The organism is Glaciimonas immobilis, from assembly GCF_011947285.1.
Lineage (GTDB): Bacteria > Pseudomonadota > Gammaproteobacteria > Burkholderiales > Burkholderiaceae_D > Glaciimonas > Glaciimonas immobilis.
Genome location: NZ_JAAOZT010000012.1, coordinates 120,507 through 142,560 on the forward strand (window position 1 = coordinate 120,507; position 22,054 = coordinate 142,560).

A 22,054-nucleotide genomic window follows, 5' to 3' on the forward strand; every position below is an offset into this window, starting at 1 on the left:
TAGCAGACCGCTTTCACCGTCGCCATGGTTACCCCATATCCAATTACGCTACGGATCTCTTTACTTTAGGAAGCAACGCATTGCCGATAATTTGTTTCATTACCTCCGCGGTACCGCCACCGATGCGGCACATGCGTGCATCGGCAAATGCGCGTGCAATCGGGTATTCCCACATATAGCCCCAACCGCCAAACAATTGAAGACACTGGTCCATCACGCGCCCCTGTAATTCAGTGGTTACCAGCTTGGCTGCAGCGGCATCGGTCGGGTCGAGTGCCCCTTTGAGATGCAGCTCAAGGCAGCGGTCAACGAACACGCGCTGCGCCACCAGTTCTGCGTGCAGTTCCGCTAACTTGAAACGCGTATTCTGAAAATCACCCAACGTATGCCCAAACATCGTGCGCTCGGTGACGTACTCAATGGTCCATTGCACCGCTGCCTCCGAGCTCGCCACCGCACGGATCGCCTGCACCAGACGCTCCTGCGATAACTGGGTCATCAGTTGAACGAAACCACCGCCTTCTGCGCCCAGTAAGTTGCTCACTGGTACACGCACATCGGCGAAAAAAAGTTCCGACGTATCTTGCGCTTTGCAGCCAAGTTTTTCGAGCTTGCGTCCGCGCGTAAAACCGGCGCGATCAGTTTCGACCAAGATAAGGCTGACGCCCTTACCGCGTGCCAGAGGATCAGTCTTGCATGCTAATACCAACAAATCGGCGCTATGACCGTTAGTAATAAATACCTTCTGTCCATTAATGACATACTCGCTACCATCGCGTATTGCTTGCGTACGCATCGCTTGCACATCGCTACCGCCTGAAGGTTCGCTCATGCCGAGTGCAGCGACCACTTCGCCGGTCGCCATTTTTGGCAACCAATATTTCTTTTGTTCTTCGGTCCCGAAGTCGACCAGATACGGGGCGACAATATCGGAATGTAAATAGAACGTTGGGCCGGTGGCACCTACTCGCGCCATTTCTTCGATCAAGATCGCGCTATGCAAAAAATCACCGCCCATGCCGCCATACTCTTCCGGCACATTGCAGCAAAGCAATCCTAGCTCCCCTGCTTTTAACCATAGCGAACGGGGAACCATGCCTTCTTTTTCCCACTCTGCATGGAACGGCACCACATGCTCGGCGATAAAGCGCCGCACGGTATCGCGAAAGAGTTCGTAGTCGGCGCTGAAAATAGTACGTGGAATCATTGGGTGCCCAAGGTTAGAGGTTGGCAACAAGTAGAACGTCGCAATGTGCAGTCAGAACGGCTGCACTTTTAGTTATCTGGACTTATGGAAAACCGCCCCAGCGAGGCGTGCTTTTCTGGCCATCTCGCGGTCCGATCAATGTGAACTGGTGCGTATGCCCCAGTTTGCCCAACAATCTGTGGCTGCGAGTTAGCGCACAGCTATCAGGTACCGGTCCACTTAGGTGCGCGTTTTTCGGCGAACGCCAATGCACCTTCCCGGGCGTCGTTAGAACGTATTACCGGACCGGTGATGGCTTCCTGAATCGCAAACATTTCGGCAATCGGCCAGTCTCGTTGCTCAATGATTACACGCTTACTGGCGGCCACCGAGAGCGGCGCATTGGCGAGAATAAGGCGGGCTAGCCGCTTCGCTTCAGCGAGTGCCCCCCCTGGCTCTACCAGTGCATTGATTAATCCGTAACGTTCGAGCCGCTCGGCCGATACCATTTCGCCGGTCAGGGCAAGTTCCATCGCGATGCGTTGCGGAATCAGACGCGGCAACCGCAACAGGCCACCCGCCGCCGCAGCAAGACCGCGTTTGGCTTCTGGCAAACCGAATAATGCTGTACGAGAGGCAACTAGCAGATCGCATGCTAAGGCCGACTCAAATCCGCCAGCCAATGCGTAGCCTTCGACCGCAGCAATCAATGGCTTGCGTGGCGGCGTTAGTGCGATACCCAAGATTCCGCGCCCTTCTACTCGCGTGACCTCCCCCCGCGAGAAAGCCTTTAGGTCCATGCCAGAACAAAAATTACCACCCGCCCCCGTGAGGATGGCCAAGTGCAGGTCGCTTCGGCTCTCCATTTCGTCGATCGCTTCGCATACGCCGTAGGACACCGCCCGGTTCACAGCATTCCTTGCCTGTGGTCGATTAATGGTAATAATTACCAGGCCGTCTTCGTGCGCGACCAAGACTTCGTCCGTCATTGCTTTCTATCCTTATCGTTACTTTAGCATTCGTATTTGATGCGGGAGGCCAGCGCGACTATACTAATTGGTATTATAAAGTACGGTCAAGTAAAAATAGTACCAGCGATCCTGAAAGAATTAAAAAACTTAAGAGGGGACAAGAAATTATGTCGTCAAATCCTGCGCTTAAAATTGGGCGTCCGGACATAATTAAATGGGCATATTCATTTATGCTGAGAGCAATAAACTGTCTTCGAAGATAGACTATTGCTCCATAAACTAGCATCACAGATATGTGGCTACCCTTTAGTATTTGTTTTATACTATTAAGTATATAAAAATCTAAACCAGAATAAAAGGACATATTTATGGCAGCTCTTCCATTGGTCGGCATTCGTATCCTTAGTTTAGCCGAGCAATATCCGGGCCCCTTTGCCACCATGTTGCTAGCCGATCTTGGTGCGGATGTTATTTTGGTTGAAAGGCCCGATGGCGGCGATCCTTCCCGTCGCTTCGCAGGATTATTTACGTCTCTTAACCGCAACAAACGCTCAGTGGCGCTTGATCTTAAATCAGAAGCTGGCCGTGCACAGTTTTTGGAACTGGTGGACTCAGCCGATGTGGTTATTGAGGGCTATCGCCCCGGCGTCATGGCACGTTTAAAGCTGGACGCTGACCTATTGCGTGCGCGCAAGCCAGGCTTGATTTACATGTCAATCTCGTCGTTTGGGCAAACTGGCCCGATGGCTGCGGTGGCCGGACACGATCTGAGCATTCAGGCGTCTGCCGGGATGATCAAGGTACCGCTCGGTCAGGAAGCCAACGCCAACCTGCCGGTACTGCCTTTGGCAGATATCTCATCTGCGATGTTTGCTGCACTGGGCGTCGTCACGGCACTATTTGGACGTACCCGCTCCGGACACGGTAGCCAGATCGATGTCTCCATGTTCGACTCGCTGGTCTGCTGGATGACACCATTTTTGGTGCCCGCAATGAATGCGCTGGAGGTAAGACCGCTGCCGCCAGAAGATCCCGGTTATGGATTATTCGCCACCGCCGATGGACGTCAAATCACGCTGAGTATCGCTGGCGAAGATCACATGTGGCGGGCGCTTTGCGACCTGCTGGGATTAAAGCAATATAGCGCGTTGACTGAGCAGCAACGCAATCATCGCGCCAGGGAAATCGATCCATATTTACGCGCTGCAATTGCCAGCTGTCACTTCGATTGGCTATGTCAACATCTGGAAACCGAGCGCATTGCGTTTGGCCCCGTCTGCGACGTTGATCAAGTAGTGGAAGATGCGCAGGTTAAAGCGCGTAATATGGTGGTGGAGTTTGATGGAAAAAGTAAGCGTGAGCGCTTCATACGGCAACCGTTAATCTTTGACGGAAATATAGGGACCATCAGACATTCTGCCCCTGACCTCGGCGAGCATGGTCCGGCGATATTTGAGGCGTTGTCTGCCGAAGAGTTGCCAGACAACGTGCGGTAAATATCGCGTTATCAGCCTCAGTAAATACACCCGGTCGGACACAACCTGTGTCATGACCGGAATGTTAATTTACTTTACTGAAACAGGCATTCCATTGAGACGTCATTCAACCATCATTGTGTGACGATTCGACGTTGGGACTCACGGGATCAGAATGCAAAAACCCACCTTAGACAGCGCTAACGGGTGGGTTAATGTTACCGACACACAATCCTGACAGGCGGAATCTGGTTTAGCCTGCTTACGATGTTTAGGACGCAGGCGCACGAGGTGTACGAGGTGCACCTTTGCGTCGCGTTGGCTTAGCCTGAATCATTGCCAGTACCAGTTTGGATACCTGTTCAGCAGTTTCCTCTGGCTTCAGCCGCCCATGGGGCCGGTACCAGACACATGACCAGCTCACAATACCGCCAACGGCCAAAGATGCAATTCTGACATCGCTCACGGTAAATTCACCAGTGGCAACACCGTCATCAAGCAAGGCGCACAGTTTTCGATCAAATTCGCGCCGCATCTGTTCGATGACATCACTGTCTTTCTTTGCCAAATGCTTTTGTTCACGGGTGTAAATTGCGATGGCTTCCTGATTTTCTAAGACGGCAATAGTGAAGTCGTGCACCATTGAACGGACTTTTTCGGTCGGTGACTGCTCTGATGCGACTACTTGATCAAGTACCTCGAGTGATGCACGAATACCGCGTGAGCAAATTTCTCCCAGCAATTCGTTCTTAGAGGTGAAATGAGAGTAAATAAACGGTTTAGTGACGTTGATTTTTTCGGCTACTGCCTCTAGCGTCGTGTTATTGAAGCCGTTGTGATAGAACAACTCAACCGCCACTGCGATGATACGCTCACGTTTGAGTCTGGAGACCGCGTCGCGGATGTCCTCAACGTCATTTTCTGTGGCACTTTGCGCTTTACGAACAGAGGCGAGCTTGGGAGAAGGTACCCGCAGGACAGCAGGAGCAGCCTTTCCCGATGCAGCCTTCGCTACGGAAGTTGCACGCTTTTTCACGCTGACGGGTTCTTTGCTCGTAGGATCAGGTAATTTTTTCATGTGTCGTATTTTATACATTTTTCAGCATGTTCACCACAGGGTGACGGATACTTGGTGTTGGATATTGCTCTGACTGCTTATTATCGGATGATATTGGGTGGTGGCGCTTGGTTTGATTGGTTCGTTGTTCGATGGTTTTAACGGTTGGTGCTCTGTGGATGCTGGTCGGGGGTGGCCCGACAGCCAGTTACTTTTTTTTGCCTCGCCAAAAATAAGTAACCAAAAAAAAGGCGACCGCAGAGGCGTCGCCCGCCGTTGGCGGGTCCCCGATTATTTCGACTATCAGTCGGGTCGAAATACCAACTCGCTTCGCTCAAACATGGTTTCCGACAATTCCCGACTGACAGCCGAAATAACCGGCAACGCCTATGACGGGGTAGGTCAACGGCCAGTTCAACTTCAACTTCACCCCCCCAATTAATCCGTGATCGGCTCGAAAAGTAGTTCCGGCGCTTCGGCCTCTAACAAGAATCGCCCTTGCACCGACTGACCGATTGTTGGGGTTACGCCGCGCCATAATCCTAGCGCGCGTACTCCCGCATCAAGATCGACCGTGACCAGGGTATAGGGTAAATCTGCTGCAAAGGCAGGATGAAATGCATGATGCGCTACGGTCCAGCTATGTACGCGGCCTGCACCACTGGCTGGTTTCCAGACTACGGTATCGGCATAACAGGCATCGCATAGCAGACGAGGATAGTGACGTGGCTTATCGCAGACGGCACAATGTTGTACTATCAGGCGGCCTTCAGCGGCAGCTTCCCAGTATGGTCGGGATAATTCGGTGGGCTGCGGTAGCGGTTTATTCGGAATAGTCATTTTTTATCCTTTGCGCATCAGCGCTATCGCGCCATCGCCCATATCGCCATAGCCGGTTACCAGACCGACTTCGGCATTCTCCACTTGCGCTCTGCCGCCCTGACCGCGCAACTGACGTACCAGTTCGACAATGTGGTTGAGGCCCCACACGTGTGCTTGCGATAGCAAGCCGCCATGGGTATTGGTAGGCAGCGCGCCGCCAAGTTGCAAGCGCCCGCCTGAGACGAACGGCCCGCCCTCGCCTTTGGCACAAAACCCCATGTCCTCGATCTGACGGATCACCGCATAGGTAAAACAATCGTAGATTTCTGCCACATCAATGTCTGCGTGCGTCACGCCCGCCATGGCAAAGGCACGTGCTGCTGCTTTACCTATGCCAAGACTGGTCATGTCCGGGCGCTGCGTAATGGATCCTGGAGAATCCGGGTGACCCGAGGCCACGCCGGTAATATATACCCGCGGCTGGCGCAGATCACCCGCACGTTCAGCCGCGCTGACAATGACCGCCGCGCCGCCGTCGCTCTCCAAACTACAATCGAGTAACCGGAAAGGGTCCGAGATCATGCGCGAATCACGATGATCCTCAAGCGTGATCGGTTTTTTCATTAGCGCATTTTCATTTAACAATGCATGTTTACGGCAGGCAACTGCTACCTCGCCGAACTGTTCGACGGTGGTGCCATACAACTCCATATGGCGACGTGCCATCGGCGCATACAACTGTGCTGGCGCAATGGCGCCAAAGGGGTATTCAAATTCGGTTACAAAATGGAATTGCGGCATCTGATGGATGCGCGCACCGGCTTTGTTTGAGCCAGCGCTCACGTTACGGCCGAAAGTAATCAACACGTGGTTGCAAATTCCGGCGGCAACCGCAGCCGCCGCGCATTGCAGCGCCATGACGGGACTAGCGCCGCCATGCGGAATGACCGCCGAAAAGCGCAAATCGGGGATACCGAAATTTTCGATGAAATCGTCCGCCGTTCCACTGACTAACCCTACCGGGATAATGCCATCGATATCCTTTGGGGTAAGGCCAGCATCGGCGATAGCTTTTAGCGATGCTTCAATCTGGAGCTCGAAAGCGGATTTTGTGGAGCCACGCACATACGCCGTCTCACCGACACCTGTTACACATGATTTGTCACGCAGGGACATCATCGTCTCATTTCACTGTTATGTTAGCCGCCGCTACATCTGGCTTTGCGGATAGCTTTACGTCTAACTTGACCACGGGAACACGTTGTCTGTACGCAAGCGCCCGTTTGCGTTCCTGCATCAATTGCTTACGATAAAAGGTCGGGTCGAGTTCAAGCGCATAACGCGGACTGGCAGGATAATGACGCTTCAGAAAAGCTCGCTCTTCGGCTATTGCAACGCGCATCCCTGCCTGGTCAGGCAAATCTACGTCGCCGCAAACCAGATCGGCCAGCCATTCTGCCTGATCGTCCATCATGCGGATATTGCCACCGCCAGCGACGTTGAACAGTCCGACAAAGTATAAACCTGGCTGGCTTGGCGAGACCACGCGCAGGAACAGTTCTGGCTTATGCTCTTGGGTCGATGCAGCATTTTCCGTTAAAAATGGCAGGCCGACTGCATAGCCGGTGGCTGCAATGATAGTGTCAAACGACGCGACGCTGCCATCGACAAAACTGACTTCGTTCCCGCGCACGGATGCGATGCCGGGTTTGGCCGTAATCCGGTTCCAGACAAAGTGTGCCATCAAGCTAGGATGACTGGTAGGATGGGTACGCGTCTTCGGGGTCACAAAACCCCATTGTTCCATGCTGCCGTGCACGATGCGGGTAAGTAATTCGCGCATGGTGCGTCGAAAGGCCCATGGCATCCAGCGTTTTTCAATTTTTCCCAGCACGCGGGAGGTTGGCACGCCGAACAACATACGCGGCATGACCAACACTGGCGACCGCGCGGAAATCGTGGTCGATGAAGTTACGACACAAATATCCGATGCGATATCGACCGCGCTGTTGCCCATGCCAACCACCAGCACACGCTTGTTGCGGAAAGGTTCCGGAATCTGGTAACTATTAGAATGCAGATACTCGCCAGTAAAATCGGCGCGCCAATCTGCATGCTTGGGAACGCCCTGGTGTCCACTGGCGACCACTACAGCACTAAACTCTTCGACACTGCCATCGGCTAATCGTACAGTCCAGCTGCCATCCTTGATCCCTGCCGCGTTGGTTTCCGCTACACCTACTACATTAGAGCGAAAACGGATGTGTGGCAGGACGCCGAAATGTTCGGCATAGGCTTGCAGGTAACGGCTGACTTCAAAGTGATCCGGATATAACGGACCGTCTTTAGGGAAGGGGAAATCTTTATAGGCCGTGATGCTGGCCTCTGAATTCAAGTGCAGAGATCGGTAAGCTGGCGAAAGGCCATTGTCATTCTGGTAGACCCACAGGCCCCCAATAAAAGAGCCGAGTTCGTACACGACGACCTCGACTCCGCGCGCCAGCAAATGCTTGGCCGCGCATAAACCGGCAGCCCCAGCACCGATCACCGCTATCCGCTGAGCGGTCCTGGGTACCGGTTGCATTACTCTGCTACCAGCTCAAACCAAAAATCAAGAACGTCACCGGTCCGCACTTCTGCAAAACGAGTGATAACACGGGTTTTCAACGCCATCTGTTTGGCAGCCGCGTCTGGGTTGGTCAGATCGATGCCTTTGAAGAAACCGCCAATTGCTGTGTCAGCGCCATCCAGCAGCACGTAACCAAAAGCATACGGAGGATCTGGCAAGCCTTGAAATGGCTCGTAGACCATGGTGAACGTTTCGATGCAACCGCCCGGACCGACTTCGACCCACTCAGTGGTTGGCTCAAGCGTCTGATCAGAAAACGCGCGTGGTGGGACCAGCACACGGCCAGTTTCACCGCAGCGACGACCATAAATTTTGCCATGATCGCGGATCTGAACGTAGAACCAGCTTGCTGTTTCTCCCAGCGCGTGATTGTAAGTGATGTTCCAGGCCTCGCGGCGTTTAAGCAGTTCCATTTGTAGTCCTTCAGAAGTTTGATTGATTTTTGGCGATCTCAACAGCCTTACGCTGACAGTGATCGCCTTGTCATACTTTGGATCTTATGCCTCGATAACCATGGTTCCGAAGAACTGATGATCACCACCATTGCCACTGGCAACGCCGACTTTAGCGCCTTTTACCTGATGCGCTCCAGCCTTGCCCCACACTTGCAAAGCTACTTCAGCCACGCGAATCATAGCGGTCACTGCAATCGCATTGGTGCACAACGTGCCACCCGAAGGATTTACCGGAATGTCGCCGCCGAGGGTGTAGCGTCCTTCTTTTAACTGCGCGACCGAGGTGCCGACTTCAGCCAAACCCGCTGATTCGATAGAATGAAACTCGGTATTGCTGAACGGTGCATACAGTTCTGCAACATGTATCTGTTTCTGCGGATCAGTGATACCGGCCATTTTGTATGACCGATCAAATGCACGGCGCAAAGCAAAAGCATCCGCATGATCGGCGGTAAAGTCATTACCCATACGGTCACCGATGTAATAGCTCTCTGAGCAATGACCCAGACCGGTGATCCATACTGCATCCAGATTGCGGTCTTTAATGTATTTTTCCGACGCCAGAATCATCGCACCGCCACCGCTGGATTGCGGACAGCAATCCATCAGTTTGATAGGCCAGCTAATCATGCGTGAGGCCATGACGTCTTCGACGGTCAGCGTTTTGCGTAAATGGGCATTCGGATTCAACGAGGCGTGGTAGCGATTCTTAACGACGACCGCTGCCATGTCTTCCTGCGTCATACCGTACTTTTCCGCATAGCGGACCGCCGACATTGCCAACATCGTGATCGTACCCAATGGCAACGGACGCTCATAAATTGGATCCCAGATCTTGTTGAGCACGGTTTGCGAATCGCCGCACTCACCAACCTTGTCGGCACCTGCCGTCATGACGACATCACTGGCACCGGAGGCAATGTGGTAATACGCAGCGGCGACGCTGGAGATACCCGTTGCACCGCCGGTATTGATACGCAGAAAACGCTTGTTACGTGCGCCTACAGCATCGACGCCCAGTCGTTCAGCGTTACCAATGCCGACCATCGCATCTGGCGACAGTGAATATACAATCGCGTCAATGTCGTCAAATTCTAGTTGACTACCTTGCATGGCGAGCGCTACGGCCTCGCGCACCAAATCCGGATAACTGGCATCGTCACGCTTCGGCTTGAATGCCGATTGACCGATGCCGATAATACCTACACGTGGCTGTTTCATTGGGTTCCTCCCAGATTGCTTCCAAATACGACAACGGTCTGGTACATCATGGCCGGACCGCTGGTGGCGTGCGCCAGAGCGGTCGTTACGTTCGCTGCCTGATGTTTTCCAGCCGTACCCATGATTTGATTCGCGGCTTCTGCAATACGCACTAGCCCACCGCAAAATACAGGATTGATTGACGCAACACCGCCTGACAAATTAAGCGTCGGGTGCGCGTGCTCTGCACTGACAACTTCCGCCCATTGTGCGGGTTCAGCAATACCTAATGCCTGATACGCCAACAGTTCCTGATACGGTGTCGCAGCACTGATTTCAGCAACATCAATCTCTTTTATACTAGCGATACCAGCATCTGCAAACGCCTGGCGCGCGGCTTCTTGTAAAGCCGTTGCTGCGGTCAAATCGCGATCGCCCAGAAATGCCGCTTCAGTCGCCCAACCCATGCCACGCATCCATGCCGGATTGGTAATGCCTGCTTTTTTCACATAGTCTTCTGAGGCCAGCACCAATGCAACCGCACCGGTGGTCGGGGTTCTCATCATCGCTTCACGGACAGGCCAACGTACAGCCTTTGAGGCAGCGATTTCTTTTGCGGTTTCGACCGGGCCGGTGGCTTCTGGATAAGCTTTAGCGCCACGATGACGGTTCTGTTCAACCAACTTTGCCGCCAGCTCTGAAGCTTGCGGATGTGCATTAGTCAATGCATTCGCTTGCAATGCGAAAGAAGACAAATCATCCAGTGGCAAACGACGGTGAAAATAAGGATCAGCGCCCAGACGCTCGACTTCTGACAGCGACGACGCCTCTGTCACACCCCAGGACACCACTAACTGGGTTTCAAAGTGCGCCGAAGCGATTCGCAAAACGCCCATCACAAAAGCATGTTCACCGGCAGATGGTGTAGAAAGAATGTCGCGATCTACCCCACCTACCGAGCCAGAAGCGGCCATGATAGAAATTGCACGACCGTCAACCTGGTCATTCGAAGCGACCAAAATGCCGTCGATATCTTCGATAGGAATTCCTGCACTTTTGAGCGCTGCCTGCGCTACCTCGTACAGGATTTCCTCTAGGGAACGGCGCTCCGAAAGAATCGGAACCATGATGGCTGACCCGATAACAGCCGTAGGTCGGTTAAGTGGCATATATACCTCTGGAGTGAAGCGCGACGACTATGCGGCCGAAGCGCGTTTTTGGGACGCGATGGCAGCAAGTGCCAAAGCGCGTTCAAGAGCCAATTGCTTGAGTTGGCGCCGCTGCAACTTACCAGTCGCGGTGAGCGGCAAACTGGCACAGGGTTCGATATGATCGGGCACTTTATACTTGGATAACTCCGCCCCACAATGCCGCAGCAGCGCAGCAGAATCGAAGTCCTCAGAATTTATGGGCACCACAAATGCAAAAATCAGTTCACCGCGGATGGCATCCGGCACACCCACCACGGCCACCTCCTGCACGGATGGATGCTTGCGCATGACAGCTTCCACCTCGGCTGGAGAAACATTAATACCGGCGCGCTTAATCATCTCGCCAACGCGGCCGACAAACACGAAATCGCCATCTGCGTTGAGCAGACCCATATCGCCGGTTCGGTAAAAACCATCGTCGCTGAATGCACTAGCATTTTGCTCTGCACTAGCGCCTGAATAGCCGAGCGTCGTGTAACCGCGTACTTCTGCCAATCCCGGCATACCAGGCAGCGCCTCAACACCAGTGTCCTCATCAATGAAACGGATTTCCTGGCCTGGCAATGGTGGCCCCTGGCAAAGAGAGCGTCGTTGCGCTGACCAGTGGTGCCACGTTACCGCGCAATTTCCGCAAGTTTCGGTCGCTCCATAAATATTACATAACTCGGTCGCACCCAATATTTCGACGGCAAACAGGAACTCATCCGAACTGCCAATGGTGACGCCAGTGCGCATGGTGGCCAGGCGTTCCTTACGATAGTCACGGTGGTAAGCGATTGCGGAAGTCATTGCTGGCAACGTATAGATGGCGGTACAACCCTCGCGCTCAATGATGTCCATTGCAAGAGCGGGATCGAATTTCTCCATCAGCACCAGGGTCGCACCGTGACCGAAGGTTGCCGGCAGCGCATTGGCACCACCAAAAGCCCAAAACAGCGGCGACGATAGCAACACCCGATCATCGCGCGTCAAACCTTCGCGCTCACCGATATTGAAGCCATTTTCAACTACAGCAAACTGACGCAACGGCACGGCCTTAGGCGCGCTGGTTGACCCCGATGTATACAACACCAGAGCATCGTCGTTTGCGTCAGGATCAACACCTGCCGCTAAAGCAGACAAGGGGCTGGCTCCGTCAATAATGGCGTTATACGAAGGAAATTTAGCGGCGCCGTTTTCGTTATCCAGAAGCCAGATACGCTCTGGTACCGGCACGCCTGGCATGCCTTGCAAAGCCACAAAATCCGATTCAAAATCACGGTCGCCAAAGCGCGCTGCGCTGATGAACAGGACCAACTTGGAATCAGCCAGCAAAAAAGCGAGTTCATTTCTGGTAGACCAGGTACTCAGCGGCACCAGGGTTGCTCCCAGCGCACCAGCACCAAGACAAACGTCGAGCCACTCGACGCGATTACTTAACAATACACCGACACGGTCGCCGCGCTGGACGCCTGCGGCCTGAAACGCACCCGCGACCTTGGCCGCGCGCTGCGCCAGATCGGCATATGTAAAGCGCCCTTGTGCGCAGACCAGAGCGCATGCTTCGTTTGAATATGCGGCTTGCTCACGTACCAGATCAATGAGTGTTCGACTAAAAGGAGGTTTCATTATTAATCCAGTTTCGCGCCTGAGAGTTGTACCAATTCTTTCCATTTCACGCGTTCATTCTTGGCGAATGTCATCGTGTCCTGAGGCGTTGCCCACGTTGATCGTGCGCCAGCTTCGAGAAAGCGCTTCTGCAAATCGGGATCGCTGGAAATAGATTTCAATGCAACCGATAACTTGGAGATAATCGGTGCAGGCGTACTTTTAGGCAGTACGAACGCCCCCCATGAAGCCATGACAAAATCGGGAACACCCGCTTCAGCCATGGTGGGCACTTGCATCAGAGTAGGCCAGCGTTGGGCCGACGTCACTGCCAGCGCTCTCACCTTACCCGCCCGAATTAAACCCATGTAACTCGCGATATTGTCGATCGCGAAATCGGTATCGCCTGCAAGCAACGCTGGCATCGACTGCCCTGCGCCACGGAAAGGGATGTGCTGGGCTTCTAACTTGGTCCGGAAACGAAATAATTCGCCCGCCAGATGTGGCGTAGTACCGACCCCGGCTGAACCGTAAGAAACGCCTTTCGGTTGCTTGCGCGCCCACACCAAAAATTCTTGCACTGTTTTAGCCGGATGCTGAGCAGCGACCACAAACACGTTGCAATTTTCCCAGATCGTAGACACGTACTCAAAATCAGCGACGGGATCGTATCCCAGCTTAGTAAACAGGAATTGATTGATCGACAGCGTGCCGACCGTTGCAGATGCAATCGTGTAACCGTCTGGTCGCGCGCTGCGCACAATTTCCATACCGATATTGCCGCCAGCACCAGTCCGATTATCGACAATAAAACTTTGCCCAAGCTTGCCTTGCAGTTTGACACTTAAGAAGCGCGTCAGTACATCGGAAGCACCACCGACGCTGAAAGGCACGATGATACGGACGATAGATTCGGGCCACGCGGTGTTTTGAGCTGGTGCCGCCTTCAATACCATGGAAGCGCTAGCGGCTATCGCCGTCTGAAGCACCGTACGTCTTGAAACCATTATCTTGTCTCCCGTTATCGCCTCATTCAACCCACCAATAAGGTAGCTTTTGTGACGACTGAACGAATGTTACATTATTCTTCGGAATTTTAAAATACTTATTAGAATTATTTTAGTACTGGCCAGTAAAATATTTTTTATTGCAACGGCACCGGGTCACAGAAAATTTTTTTTAAAACACAAATCGACTTCATAAATATAAGTCCGAGTCCTGTAATCAACTCAAAGATTCACCAGAGATCCGATGACTTTTATGCGTCGTAACACAAGCGGTCGCTTTGGAGAAAGAGCAAAAAATTTCACCACCAGACTTTGCTTCGATAACGCAACTTTTTCCGTGAAGACACACGACGGACGTTGGGATGAATAGCGTGCCTTTTTTGGGACTACTGCATCCCGGCAACGATTCATTGGTACTCCTCTTACTGCAGGTCGCGCATCCTTGCAGTAAAAAAGCTTGATTGCAAACGTGCACGCCAATCTGTCCGGCTCTGATATAGATCAACCGCTTTCCAATATGCGCCTTGTAAAATAATTACTGTGCGGGGCGTCATCCCTGCCGTGGCACCCTACGCTGCGGTAAAAATCTTACGGGCCCTTATTGCAATCTTGCCTTTTGATCCTGCCGAACTAATCTGAAAATTATCTTTTACAATGTGAAAGCGTTCTTAATAAGGTCTGTTACCCATTTATTAGGAGTACAAGATGAAACCCAACGTAAAAGCATCTTCAACCCATATGCCCTGCGGCTCTGTCTCTGCATCTGCCTCGCCATGTACACGCAAGCCCAGGGCCCCAAAAGGCTCAGCATCGCTACTTGCTCTGTGCCTATCCACCGGATGCGCTTTATTTTCAGGTTCTGCGCCGGCAGCGTCGCCACCGCAAAGTTTTTTGGGCACTCCCGCTCCGATGCGCTCTGCTAGCCAAACGATCAGTATTTCTCCCACCACAAATTACGTTAATGTAACGTCGGGGCAGATCGTTCGATTCTCTGTCGGAGGCCAGGAATTTGCGTGGAATTTTGATGTTCCCAACAGTGTTTATTTGTTTGATCTAAATCAGGTTGCACCGGCTAACTTGCTCGATCATGCAGTCCGGGTATACGTTGCTCCGAATCCTATATCAATTTTTTGAGTGGGCTATTGCGCAGGCGAACCCTCATCCAAAAGGGTCTCGCCTGGTATGGGCAGCCCCTTACTTTTGTTCACCCGCGACCACGTAAGCAAATAATGCTGCTATTTCTGGTTGTGAAAGTACGCTTTTCCAAGGCGGCATACTGTTTTTGCCATTGCTTACTGATGAAATAAAGCGTGGGCGCTGCTGCGGTGGAAAAGTGCGCAAGTCAAAGAAGCCGCCGCCCTGGTCAATCATTTTGTCGCCGTGGCACACTGCGCAATTAGCGGCATACAGCTTGGCCCCCTGCAAAATTTGCTCTGGCGGAAACGTATTTAAGGCAACATCCTGCGCAACCGCATCGGCAGCGGCAAATACGCTGCCGCCTATCAATGTAATCGAGAGTGCCATGAGCCTCATACGGAACAGGCATTTGGAGGTAATTGTTCTAACATGAACCAAAATATTTTTCCATATAAAGATCACCCATCGCTATTGCTTTACCGCTCTTGAACGCGATGTTTTGGCGATTGCCTGGCGATGGTTAGCGCGATGGTTAGAATAGTCTTGCTCCGCTATCAGTGCAGCAAGACTGTCTTCAATGTTTAGTCGTTCGCTAGCGCGAACGTCCATACCGAACCGCCCTGCGGAATATTTTTTGCAGATGGCCCTACCCAGCGTTTACCTAGTCCACCAAAGCCGGACATTACGGTCACGTATTGCTTGCCATTCATGGACCAGGTGATTGGACTGGCGTTAATACCGGAGCTGGTCTGAAATTGCCAAATCGTCTTGCCCGTATCGGCATCCAGTGCTATAAACTCACCCGAATGTCGCCCGGTAAAAATCAGGCTCCCGGCGGTCGCAAGCATCGAACTCCAATTAGCACTATCGTTCAGCGGAACCTTCCATTTAGCAATGCCGGTCATAGGATCAATGGCCGCCATAAACCCATGCGGCGCGTCAGGTTCGAAAGCAATCTTGACATCTTTGACACCTAGCCAACGCATGCCAGGTTTGTATGGTGCCACGGTGTCAAGCTTGTACGAAGAAGACATATGAAGCGTGTTGGCATACAACAATCCAGTATGAGGATTGAAAGCTGCATGCGCCCAGTTTTTGGTACCAATAATACTCGGCCAGATTTCAGCGGACTCGCCATTGCGCAGACTCTTGGCGATACCGGTTTCGACCGGGCGGCCGGTCTCCATATCGATATGCGAAGCCCAGTTCACCTTCCCGTAAGGATTAGCTGCCAGTAATTTTCCATTGGCGCGATCAAGCACGTAGGCAAAGCCGTTGCGGTCAAGTTGCATCAAAACGTTACGTGGTTTCCCGCCTATTTTTAGGTCGCCCAGAATCATTTCGGAAGTAGCGTCAAAGTCAAACATATCGTTCGGTGTGAATTGATAATGCCACACGATCTCACCGGTTTTAGGACGCATCGCAATGACCGAAGCCGCGTATAAGCTATCGCCACGCCGTGAGTTCGGATTCCAGGGCGCTGCATTGCCAGTCCCCCAGTACACCAGATCCAGCACAGGATCGTAGCTACCCGTAAGCCAGGTACTGGCACCACCAGTTTTATAAGCGTTTTCAACAGTCCAGGTATCACCGCCCTTTTCATCCGGTGCCGCCGTCGTGTAACGACGCCACAATTGTTTTCCGGTTGCCGGATCGTAGCCATCGACAAAACCCCGTACGCCAAAGTCTGCGCCCGAAACCCCGGTCATTAACACGCCGTTCGCTACCAGCGGTGCACCAGTGATCGAATAGCCATCTTTCCAGTCGCTGACTTTAGTCTTCCAAATTTCTTTTCCGGTCTTTTGGTCGAGTGCGACCATATTCGCGTCCAACGTGCCGCGAAACACCATCCCGTTGTACAAGGCCACGCCTTTGTTAGACACGCCGCAGCACACCACCCGCGGGGTATCGGGATCAAAATCTACTGCAGTACGCCATATTTGTTTGCCGCTCAATGCATCAATGGCGACTGTCCACTTGGCATCGCTGACATACATAACCCCATCCATCACCAACGGCTGCGCCTGCTCGCCAGAATCATTTTCCATACTGAGCGCCCATACCGGCACCAGTTTTTTGACGTTCTTTTTATTGATCTGTTTGAGCGTAGAAAAGCGCTGTTGCTCGTACCCCATACCGTAAGTCAATACATTTTCCGGATGCGCGCTATCGGCACTCAGATTCTCTAGCGTCTGCGCATTTAACGGCAACGTCCCAATCGCGCACAACACTGCAAGCAACCCCAATGATCGTACCGTCTTACGACATTTCATTTGACCCGTCATTGTCTCCACCAATCTTTATCAGTATTTTTATGGAAAAACGCTTCTTACTATTTTTATACTCTTTAGTATAATTTTTTTCTTATTAGTATATCAGCGTATTTTAGTAATTCAGCAGATTAGCCGGGCAAGCGCCACTCAACTTTATACTGACAAATAACGGCGCTTGATTTCGTCGTTATTCCGCAACGCCTGCGCCGAATCGCAGTACACAATCCGGCCTTTATCGATCACCGCTACATGCGATGCGACATGCAGACAAAAATGCATATTCTGCTCGGCCAGCAGAATCGTCGTTCCAGCTTTACGCAAGGCCCCGATCTGGACCGCTATTTGCTGCACAATCACCGGTGCCAGACCTTCACTCGGCTCGTCGAGTAGTAACAGGGTCGGGTTACCCATCAGTGCGCGACCAATCACTAGCATTTGCTGTTCGCCGCCGGACAACTGCCCCGCCAGGCGTGTACGCAAAGGGAGCAATAACGGAAAAGCGTGGTAAATCCTGTCCAGCGTCCAGTCTTCGCGGCCCTCATGCCGAAGGGCGGACCCTGCCTTGGCAGCAAGGGTCAGATTATCCTCCACCGAATGCTCGGGAAAAACTTGCCGGTCCTCTGGTACAAAGGCGAGGCCAGCGCGGGCAATCCGGTAAGGGGGGAGACCGTCAATGTCGTTCCCCTCCAGGCTGATTTTTTTTGCGATACTGGGCATGATTCCGGCAATGGCTTTCATCGTGGTGGACTTGCCTGCGCCATTACGCCCCAGAAGCGCCATGCATTGGCCCCGGCCAACTTCAAGGTCAATCCCAAAAAGCACCTGGCTGGCACCATAAAATGCGGTGAGACCGGCAACCGATAAACTGCTGTCGGTGGTATTCACGCTATTTACAATATTGTCGATACTCACGCCTCTGCCTCGCCAAAACCGGTGCCTAAATAGGCGTCAATCACACCCTGATGGTTGCGGATATAATCCGGCGTGCCCTGCGCCAGCAAAGCGCCGTAATACAGGACGCGGATAGTCTGTGCGCGCGCAAATACGATATCCATATCGTGCTCGATAAAAATGATGGTGATATTTTCACGCTGCCATAAATGATGCACTCGCTCCATCATCAGCAAGCGTTCTTCCGGCCCCATACCGGCAGTCGGCTCATCCAGTAACAACAACCGTGGCTCAAGCGCCAGTGCTAACCCGATATCAAGCAGCTTTTGATCGCCGTGCGGCAGATGTCGGGCAAGCGTATAGGCCCGCGATTCCATGCCGAGCATTTCCAGTAGTTCTGCCGTCCGTTGTTTAATGCTGGATGTTGGGCGTGGGGTAGCAAAGGATGTCGCAAGACTCCCCATCTGGCCTTGATGCGCCATCACTGCGGCGGCCAGCGATTCTGCTACCGTCAATGTCGGGAAGATACTTGAGACCTGAAATGCCCGACCAATCCCGCACCGGACAATTGCTTTAGGCGACAGGCGAGTAATGTCTTTACCATCAAAAACGATACTCCCCGCATCCGCCTTCAATTTTCCGCTGATCAAGTTGAATAACGTGGTCTTGCCCGCACCGTTAGGGCCGATAATTGCCGACAGGCTGCCGCGGGTAAAGTGGGCCGAAAAATCGTTGGTCGCCACCACGCCGCCAAAGGCCTTGGTCACATTGGTCATCGTTAGCATGATAGGTTCGTCCCTGTGTGTCCAGACGCGCGGTCAAGGTGCAGAACCGGGGGTGAACAATGCGTCAGATATCGCTGATAAATCATCAAGGAAGTCTCCTTGCGCTGCGTTTATCACGCGCTGCGATCCAGCGCTCCATGATCAAATCCAGCAAGCCTTTACGCAAGAACATCACGTACAACAAAATAATCGTCCCCAACACCAAACCGTAAAATTTTGTGTGCTCAGTGACGAAATGATTGAGCAAAGTAAGCATGGTGGCACCCATCAGCGGACCCAGGAAACTATTTACACCGCCTAGCATGATCATGAAAATGGCTTCTCCGGACATGGTCCAATAACCAAAATTCGGATACGCTGCACTGACGTATAAACTCATCAAAGCCCCAGCAACGCTGGCGAATGCAGCTGCAATAACAAACGCAGCTAATCGATAATTGCGCACATTCATGCCAAGAAATTCGACCCGGGCGGCATTGTCACGGATCATCCTTAGCGCATAACCGAATGGCGATTTGGTGATGTGCCACAAGACGCCTAGCGACAGAATAACGATACCGGTAATGAAGTAATACAACTGGTTTGCGTTGGACAGGTCAATGCCGAGAAACAATGGCTTGGTGAAGCCACCCGTCAAACCCTGATCACCGCCGGTCAATGTTTGCCAGCTCAGGATCGTGCTATAGAACATCATCTGAATTGCCAGCGTCAAAAAAGTAAAATATATTTCTTTGGTTTTGGTGCAGACCAGTCCAACAATCAATGCCAGCAGCGCACTGCCAAACACCGATACCGCTAGCGCAGCAGGCACTGACCATCCACCGTGTTGCATTAGCAGGCCAAAGCCATAAGCACCGGAGGCATAAAACATCGCATGACCGAAAGAAATCAGCCCCGTATAACCAATCAACAGATTGACCGCGGTGGCGAACAATCCGAAAATCGCGATATGGATGATCAGGTCCAGCACCATGCGCGACGCAATCAGGTGCGGAAGTACCGATAATATTGCAAAAGCCACCACTATCCAACTGCAACTCGACCGCAGTAAAGTAGTGGACACAACTGATGTTGGAAGGTCTCTTTTCATGTCTGCGCAGCCTTACCGAATAAGCCATCCGGGCGCAAAACCAGCACTACCGCCATTAACGCGAATACCAGAATATCAGTAAACATAGGGAATCCAACGCTGCCAAAAGAACGACATAAGCCAATCAGAATCGCCGCCACCAGCGCGCCGCCGATTGAGCCCATGCCACCGATGACGGTGACAATAAACGATTCAATCAGAATCGAAAACCCCATCCCCGGCACAAGTGACCGTACCGGTGCCGCAAGCGCCCCGGCCAACCCTGCCAATCCGGCACCGAGTGCAAACACCCCGGCGTAAAGCAAACTGGTATTGATCCCCAGCGCAGCCGTCATTGATGGATTAGCAGCCACTGCGCGAACCTTGCTTCCAAACGCTGTTTTAACAATCAATAACCAGACCGCTAGTGCCACGATAAAGCTGATGCTTATCAAGAAAATGTAAAAAATCGGAATCGGCGCGCCAGCCACCATTATCGGCGCGCGGGCAAAAATAGGCGGCATGTCCATTGATTGAAATTCGGCCCCGAATACTATTTGCACCACATCGTCGAGCACCAAAATCCAGCCATAACACATCAACAATTGCATCAGAAAATTACTTTGATACAGACGTCGAAAAAAAATCCGTTCCAGTAACACCCCAAACAGCGCAACCCCGACCATGCCAGCGAGGATCGCCAGCAGGTAGCTGTTGGTGAGTCCGTACACGTAGAAGGCAAAATACGCCCCCAACATGTACAGCGATCCATGCGTAAAGTTGACCACCTTCAGAACACCGAAGATGAGTGTCAGACCAGAGGCCACGAGGAACAAAAGCATGCCAATGACAAAGGCATTGAAGCCTTGTGTGAGCAGGCAGGAGGCCGACGACACACAGGCGGTTAACGCGACAATATCCACTTAAACCTCTTCAGCAACAAGAAAGAAAATTGCAATCCTTGATCAGGATCAAGCCCAGCCGTTTTCTTTTTTCCATTTAAGTTCAAGGTCGGTGATCAGGTTCCAATCAGCCATCTTTGCATTTTCGATAAAGGGCTGTTTATTCGTAATCAGGCCCCAACCAGTCGCATAATCCACCAGCGTCTGATCGCTTGCGCGCAGCGTTAACATACCTTTGGTACCAAACGGCGATTTGATCTGCATGCCGCGTAATGCATCGGACATTTTTTTGGAGTCGATCGATTTGGTCTGGCGCATTGCCTCGAACATGAAATTTGCACCGGAAGCCGCTTGCCATGACCAATTAGTCGGGGCATCTTTAAATTTTGCGGTGTAGGCGCTCGCCCAAGCTTTATTTTCCTGGGTATTTGGAAAGGCGCTGAGATAACGGGTACCGGAATGCACGCGCTTTGGCATCGACTTGACCTTTGAAATTGTCGTGAAATCTGCTAGCGCCACGGCGAACAATTCGATCTCGTTGAACAAACCGTACAAATTTCCCTGATCGATAAACGACACCAGATCGCCACCGATCAAACAGGTAAATAACGCCTGTGGCTTTTGCGCCAATATCTTGGTAATGAATTCGGTGTAGTCGGGCTGCGACATCTTTGGCCATGCCTCGCCTACGATTTGGGCTGATGGGCTGAAGAGTTTTAAATAACGCGTGAAGAGTGCAGTGGTGTCCCGTCCATAAGCGTAGTCGGGGCCAACAGTCATCCATCTTGTGAAATTATTTTGTTTGGCGACTTCCGCTGCATATTGGCCCGCCACAATCGCATCTTGCGCCCCTTGCCGTGCGGTCCGGAAAGCGTTCGGTATTTTTAATTTAGGATCGGCAGTAAGCAGCGATATTTCAGGGCTGGCGTGTATGCACAGCGTACCCGTACCGCGTACCACCTCATGCACCGCGAAAGCGCCGTTGGACGCATCGCAATCCAGTATGAAATCACATTTGTCGCTGTTGATTAAATCGCGTGTCAGACGGCTGGACTCTTCTGGCTTGCCTTTAGAGTCGCGTATCAGCAACTCGACATGGCGCCCGTTGAAGCCACCAGCGGCATTGAAGGCGTCTACCTCCAGCTGAGCGCCGTTGGTGGAGGAAATACCAAGTTGCGCAATGCGCCCCGACATAATCGTCGGAATGCCTATTTTGATAGTTTGCGCGGTCTGAGCACGCAAGATAGCGGGAAATCCAAGACTGGCACCCGATACCACGCCAACTTTCGCCGCCATGGTCAACACTTGACGCCGCTTGAGTGAGAATTTATTCATTGTCTCCACCTGTTTTATTTATTATAAAAATCGGATGTCATGCGAATAGTCAGCCCTAACAA

The 22,054-nt window shown here is 52.3% G+C and carries 21 protein-coding genes; 2 read left to right on the forward strand and 19 right to left on the reverse strand.

Annotation, left to right across the window (positions count from 1 at the left end):
* Positions 1-43 precede the first annotated feature (43 nt).
* On the reverse strand, positions 44-1,207 hold the full coding sequence (locus tag HAV38_RS17665; RefSeq protein ID WP_168056703.1) for an acyl-CoA dehydrogenase family protein: 1,164 nt from the start codon (positions 1,205-1,207) through the stop codon (positions 44-46).
* Between the two features lie 203 nt (positions 1,208-1,410).
* The gene (locus HAV38_RS17670) at positions 1,411-2,175 is read right to left on the reverse strand and encodes a crotonase/enoyl-CoA hydratase family protein (RefSeq protein ID WP_168056704.1); all 765 of its coding nucleotides are present in this window, start codon (positions 2,173-2,175) and stop codon (positions 1,411-1,413) included.
* A 350-nt stretch (positions 2,176-2,525) separates the two neighbouring features.
* Here HAV38_RS17670 and HAV38_RS17675 point away from each other — a divergent pair, with 350 nt between their 5' ends.
* Positions 2,526-3,653, forward strand: a complete 1,128-nt coding sequence (locus HAV38_RS17675; protein WP_168056705.1) for a CaiB/BaiF CoA transferase family protein — start codon at positions 2,526-2,528, stop codon at positions 3,651-3,653.
* 250 nt (positions 3,654-3,903) lie between these two features.
* On the opposite strand, the gene HAV38_RS17680 is transcribed toward HAV38_RS17675, so the two are convergent.
* The 10 genes from HAV38_RS17680 to HAV38_RS21965 all read right to left on the reverse strand — a co-directional run bounded on the left by HAV38_RS17680 (position 3,904) and on the right by HAV38_RS21965 (position 14,499).
* Positions 3,904-4,710 (reverse strand): TetR/AcrR family transcriptional regulator, encoded by an 807-nt coding sequence (locus tag HAV38_RS17680; protein ID WP_168056706.1) that lies wholly within the window; start codon positions 4,708-4,710, stop codon positions 3,904-3,906.
* A 417-nt stretch (positions 4,711-5,127) separates the two neighbouring features.
* Positions 5,128-5,529 (reverse strand): Zn-ribbon domain-containing OB-fold protein, encoded by a 402-nt coding sequence (locus HAV38_RS17685; RefSeq protein WP_168056707.1) that lies wholly within the window; start codon positions 5,527-5,529, stop codon positions 5,128-5,130.
* Positions 5,530-5,532: 3 nt separating this feature from the next.
* Positions 5,533-6,690 carry a thiolase family protein gene (locus tag HAV38_RS17690; protein WP_209216800.1) on the reverse strand — a complete coding sequence of 386 codons (1,158 nt, stop codon included), beginning with the start codon at positions 6,688-6,690 and terminating at the stop codon, positions 5,533-5,535.
* A gap of 4 nt (positions 6,691-6,694) precedes the next feature.
* Positions 6,695-8,095 carry a flavin-containing monooxygenase gene (locus HAV38_RS17695; protein ID WP_168056708.1) on the reverse strand — a complete coding sequence of 467 codons (1,401 nt, stop codon included), beginning with the start codon at positions 8,093-8,095 and terminating at the stop codon, positions 6,695-6,697.
* A complete protein-coding gene (locus HAV38_RS17700) occupies positions 8,095-8,553 on the reverse strand; it encodes a Zn-ribbon domain-containing OB-fold protein (RefSeq protein WP_168056709.1) in 459 nt (152 codons plus the stop codon). The genes HAV38_RS17695 and HAV38_RS17700 overlap by 1 nt, the downstream gene beginning before the upstream one ends.
* 84 nt (positions 8,554-8,637) lie before the next feature.
* Positions 8,638-9,816, reverse strand: a complete 1,179-nt coding sequence (locus tag HAV38_RS17705) for a thiolase family protein (RefSeq protein WP_168056710.1) — start codon at positions 9,814-9,816, stop codon at positions 8,638-8,640.
* On the reverse strand, positions 9,813-10,964 hold the full coding sequence (locus HAV38_RS17710; RefSeq protein WP_168056711.1) for a thiolase family protein: 1,152 nt from the start codon (positions 10,962-10,964) through the stop codon (positions 9,813-9,815). Before HAV38_RS17710 ends, HAV38_RS17705 begins: the two co-directional genes overlap by 4 nt.
* Before the next feature lie 27 nt (positions 10,965-10,991).
* Positions 10,992-12,614, reverse strand: a complete 1,623-nt coding sequence (locus tag HAV38_RS17715) for a class I adenylate-forming enzyme family protein (protein ID WP_168056712.1) — start codon at positions 12,612-12,614, stop codon at positions 10,992-10,994.
* A gap of 2 nt (positions 12,615-12,616) precedes the next feature.
* Entirely contained in the window at positions 12,617-13,600 is a 984-nt protein-coding gene (locus HAV38_RS17720) for a Bug family tripartite tricarboxylate transporter substrate binding protein (protein ID WP_168056713.1), read from the reverse strand.
* Between the two features lie 692 nt (positions 13,601-14,292).
* Positions 14,293-14,499 (reverse strand): hypothetical protein, encoded by a 207-nt coding sequence (locus tag HAV38_RS21965; RefSeq protein ID WP_245182426.1) that lies wholly within the window; start codon positions 14,497-14,499, stop codon positions 14,293-14,295.
* Positions 14,500-14,509: 10 nt separating this feature from the next.
* Here HAV38_RS21965 and HAV38_RS21970 point away from each other — a divergent pair, with 10 nt between their 5' ends.
* A complete protein-coding gene (locus HAV38_RS21970; protein ID WP_245182427.1) occupies positions 14,510-14,734 on the forward strand; it encodes a CzcE family metal-binding protein in 225 nt (74 codons plus the stop codon).
* A 60-nt stretch (positions 14,735-14,794) separates the two neighbouring features.
* On the opposite strand, the gene HAV38_RS17730 is transcribed toward HAV38_RS21970, so the two are convergent.
* From HAV38_RS17730 to HAV38_RS17760, 7 genes are all read right to left on the reverse strand, one after another.
* Positions 14,795-15,124 (reverse strand): c-type cytochrome, encoded by a 330-nt coding sequence (locus tag HAV38_RS17730; RefSeq protein ID WP_168056714.1) that lies wholly within the window; start codon positions 15,122-15,124, stop codon positions 14,795-14,797.
* Between the two features lie 194 nt (positions 15,125-15,318).
* Complete coding sequence (locus tag HAV38_RS17735) at positions 15,319-17,010, reverse strand: PQQ-dependent dehydrogenase, methanol/ethanol family (RefSeq protein ID WP_168056945.1); 1,692 nt, start codon at positions 17,008-17,010, stop codon at positions 15,319-15,321.
* Between the two features lie 153 nt (positions 17,011-17,163).
* Positions 17,164-17,922: an ABC transporter ATP-binding protein gene (locus HAV38_RS17740; RefSeq protein ID WP_245182428.1), complete on the reverse strand. Its 759-nt coding sequence runs from the start codon at positions 17,920-17,922 to the stop codon at positions 17,164-17,166.
* Entirely contained in the window at positions 17,919-18,686 is a 768-nt protein-coding gene (locus HAV38_RS17745; RefSeq protein ID WP_168056715.1) for an ABC transporter ATP-binding protein, read from the reverse strand. The genes HAV38_RS17740 and HAV38_RS17745 overlap by 4 nt, the downstream gene beginning before the upstream one ends.
* Positions 18,687-18,771: 85 nt before the next feature.
* Positions 18,772-19,707: a branched-chain amino acid ABC transporter permease gene (locus tag HAV38_RS17750; protein ID WP_245182429.1), complete on the reverse strand. Its 936-nt coding sequence runs from the start codon at positions 19,705-19,707 to the stop codon at positions 18,772-18,774.
* Between the two features lie 65 nt (positions 19,708-19,772).
* Complete coding sequence (locus tag HAV38_RS17755) at positions 19,773-20,678, reverse strand: branched-chain amino acid ABC transporter permease (RefSeq protein WP_168056717.1); 906 nt, start codon at positions 20,676-20,678, stop codon at positions 19,773-19,775.
* 48 nt (positions 20,679-20,726) lie between these two features.
* A complete protein-coding gene (locus tag HAV38_RS17760; protein WP_209216803.1) occupies positions 20,727-21,992 on the reverse strand; it encodes an ABC transporter substrate-binding protein in 1,266 nt (421 codons plus the stop codon).
* Positions 21,993-22,054: the final 62 nt, after the last annotated feature.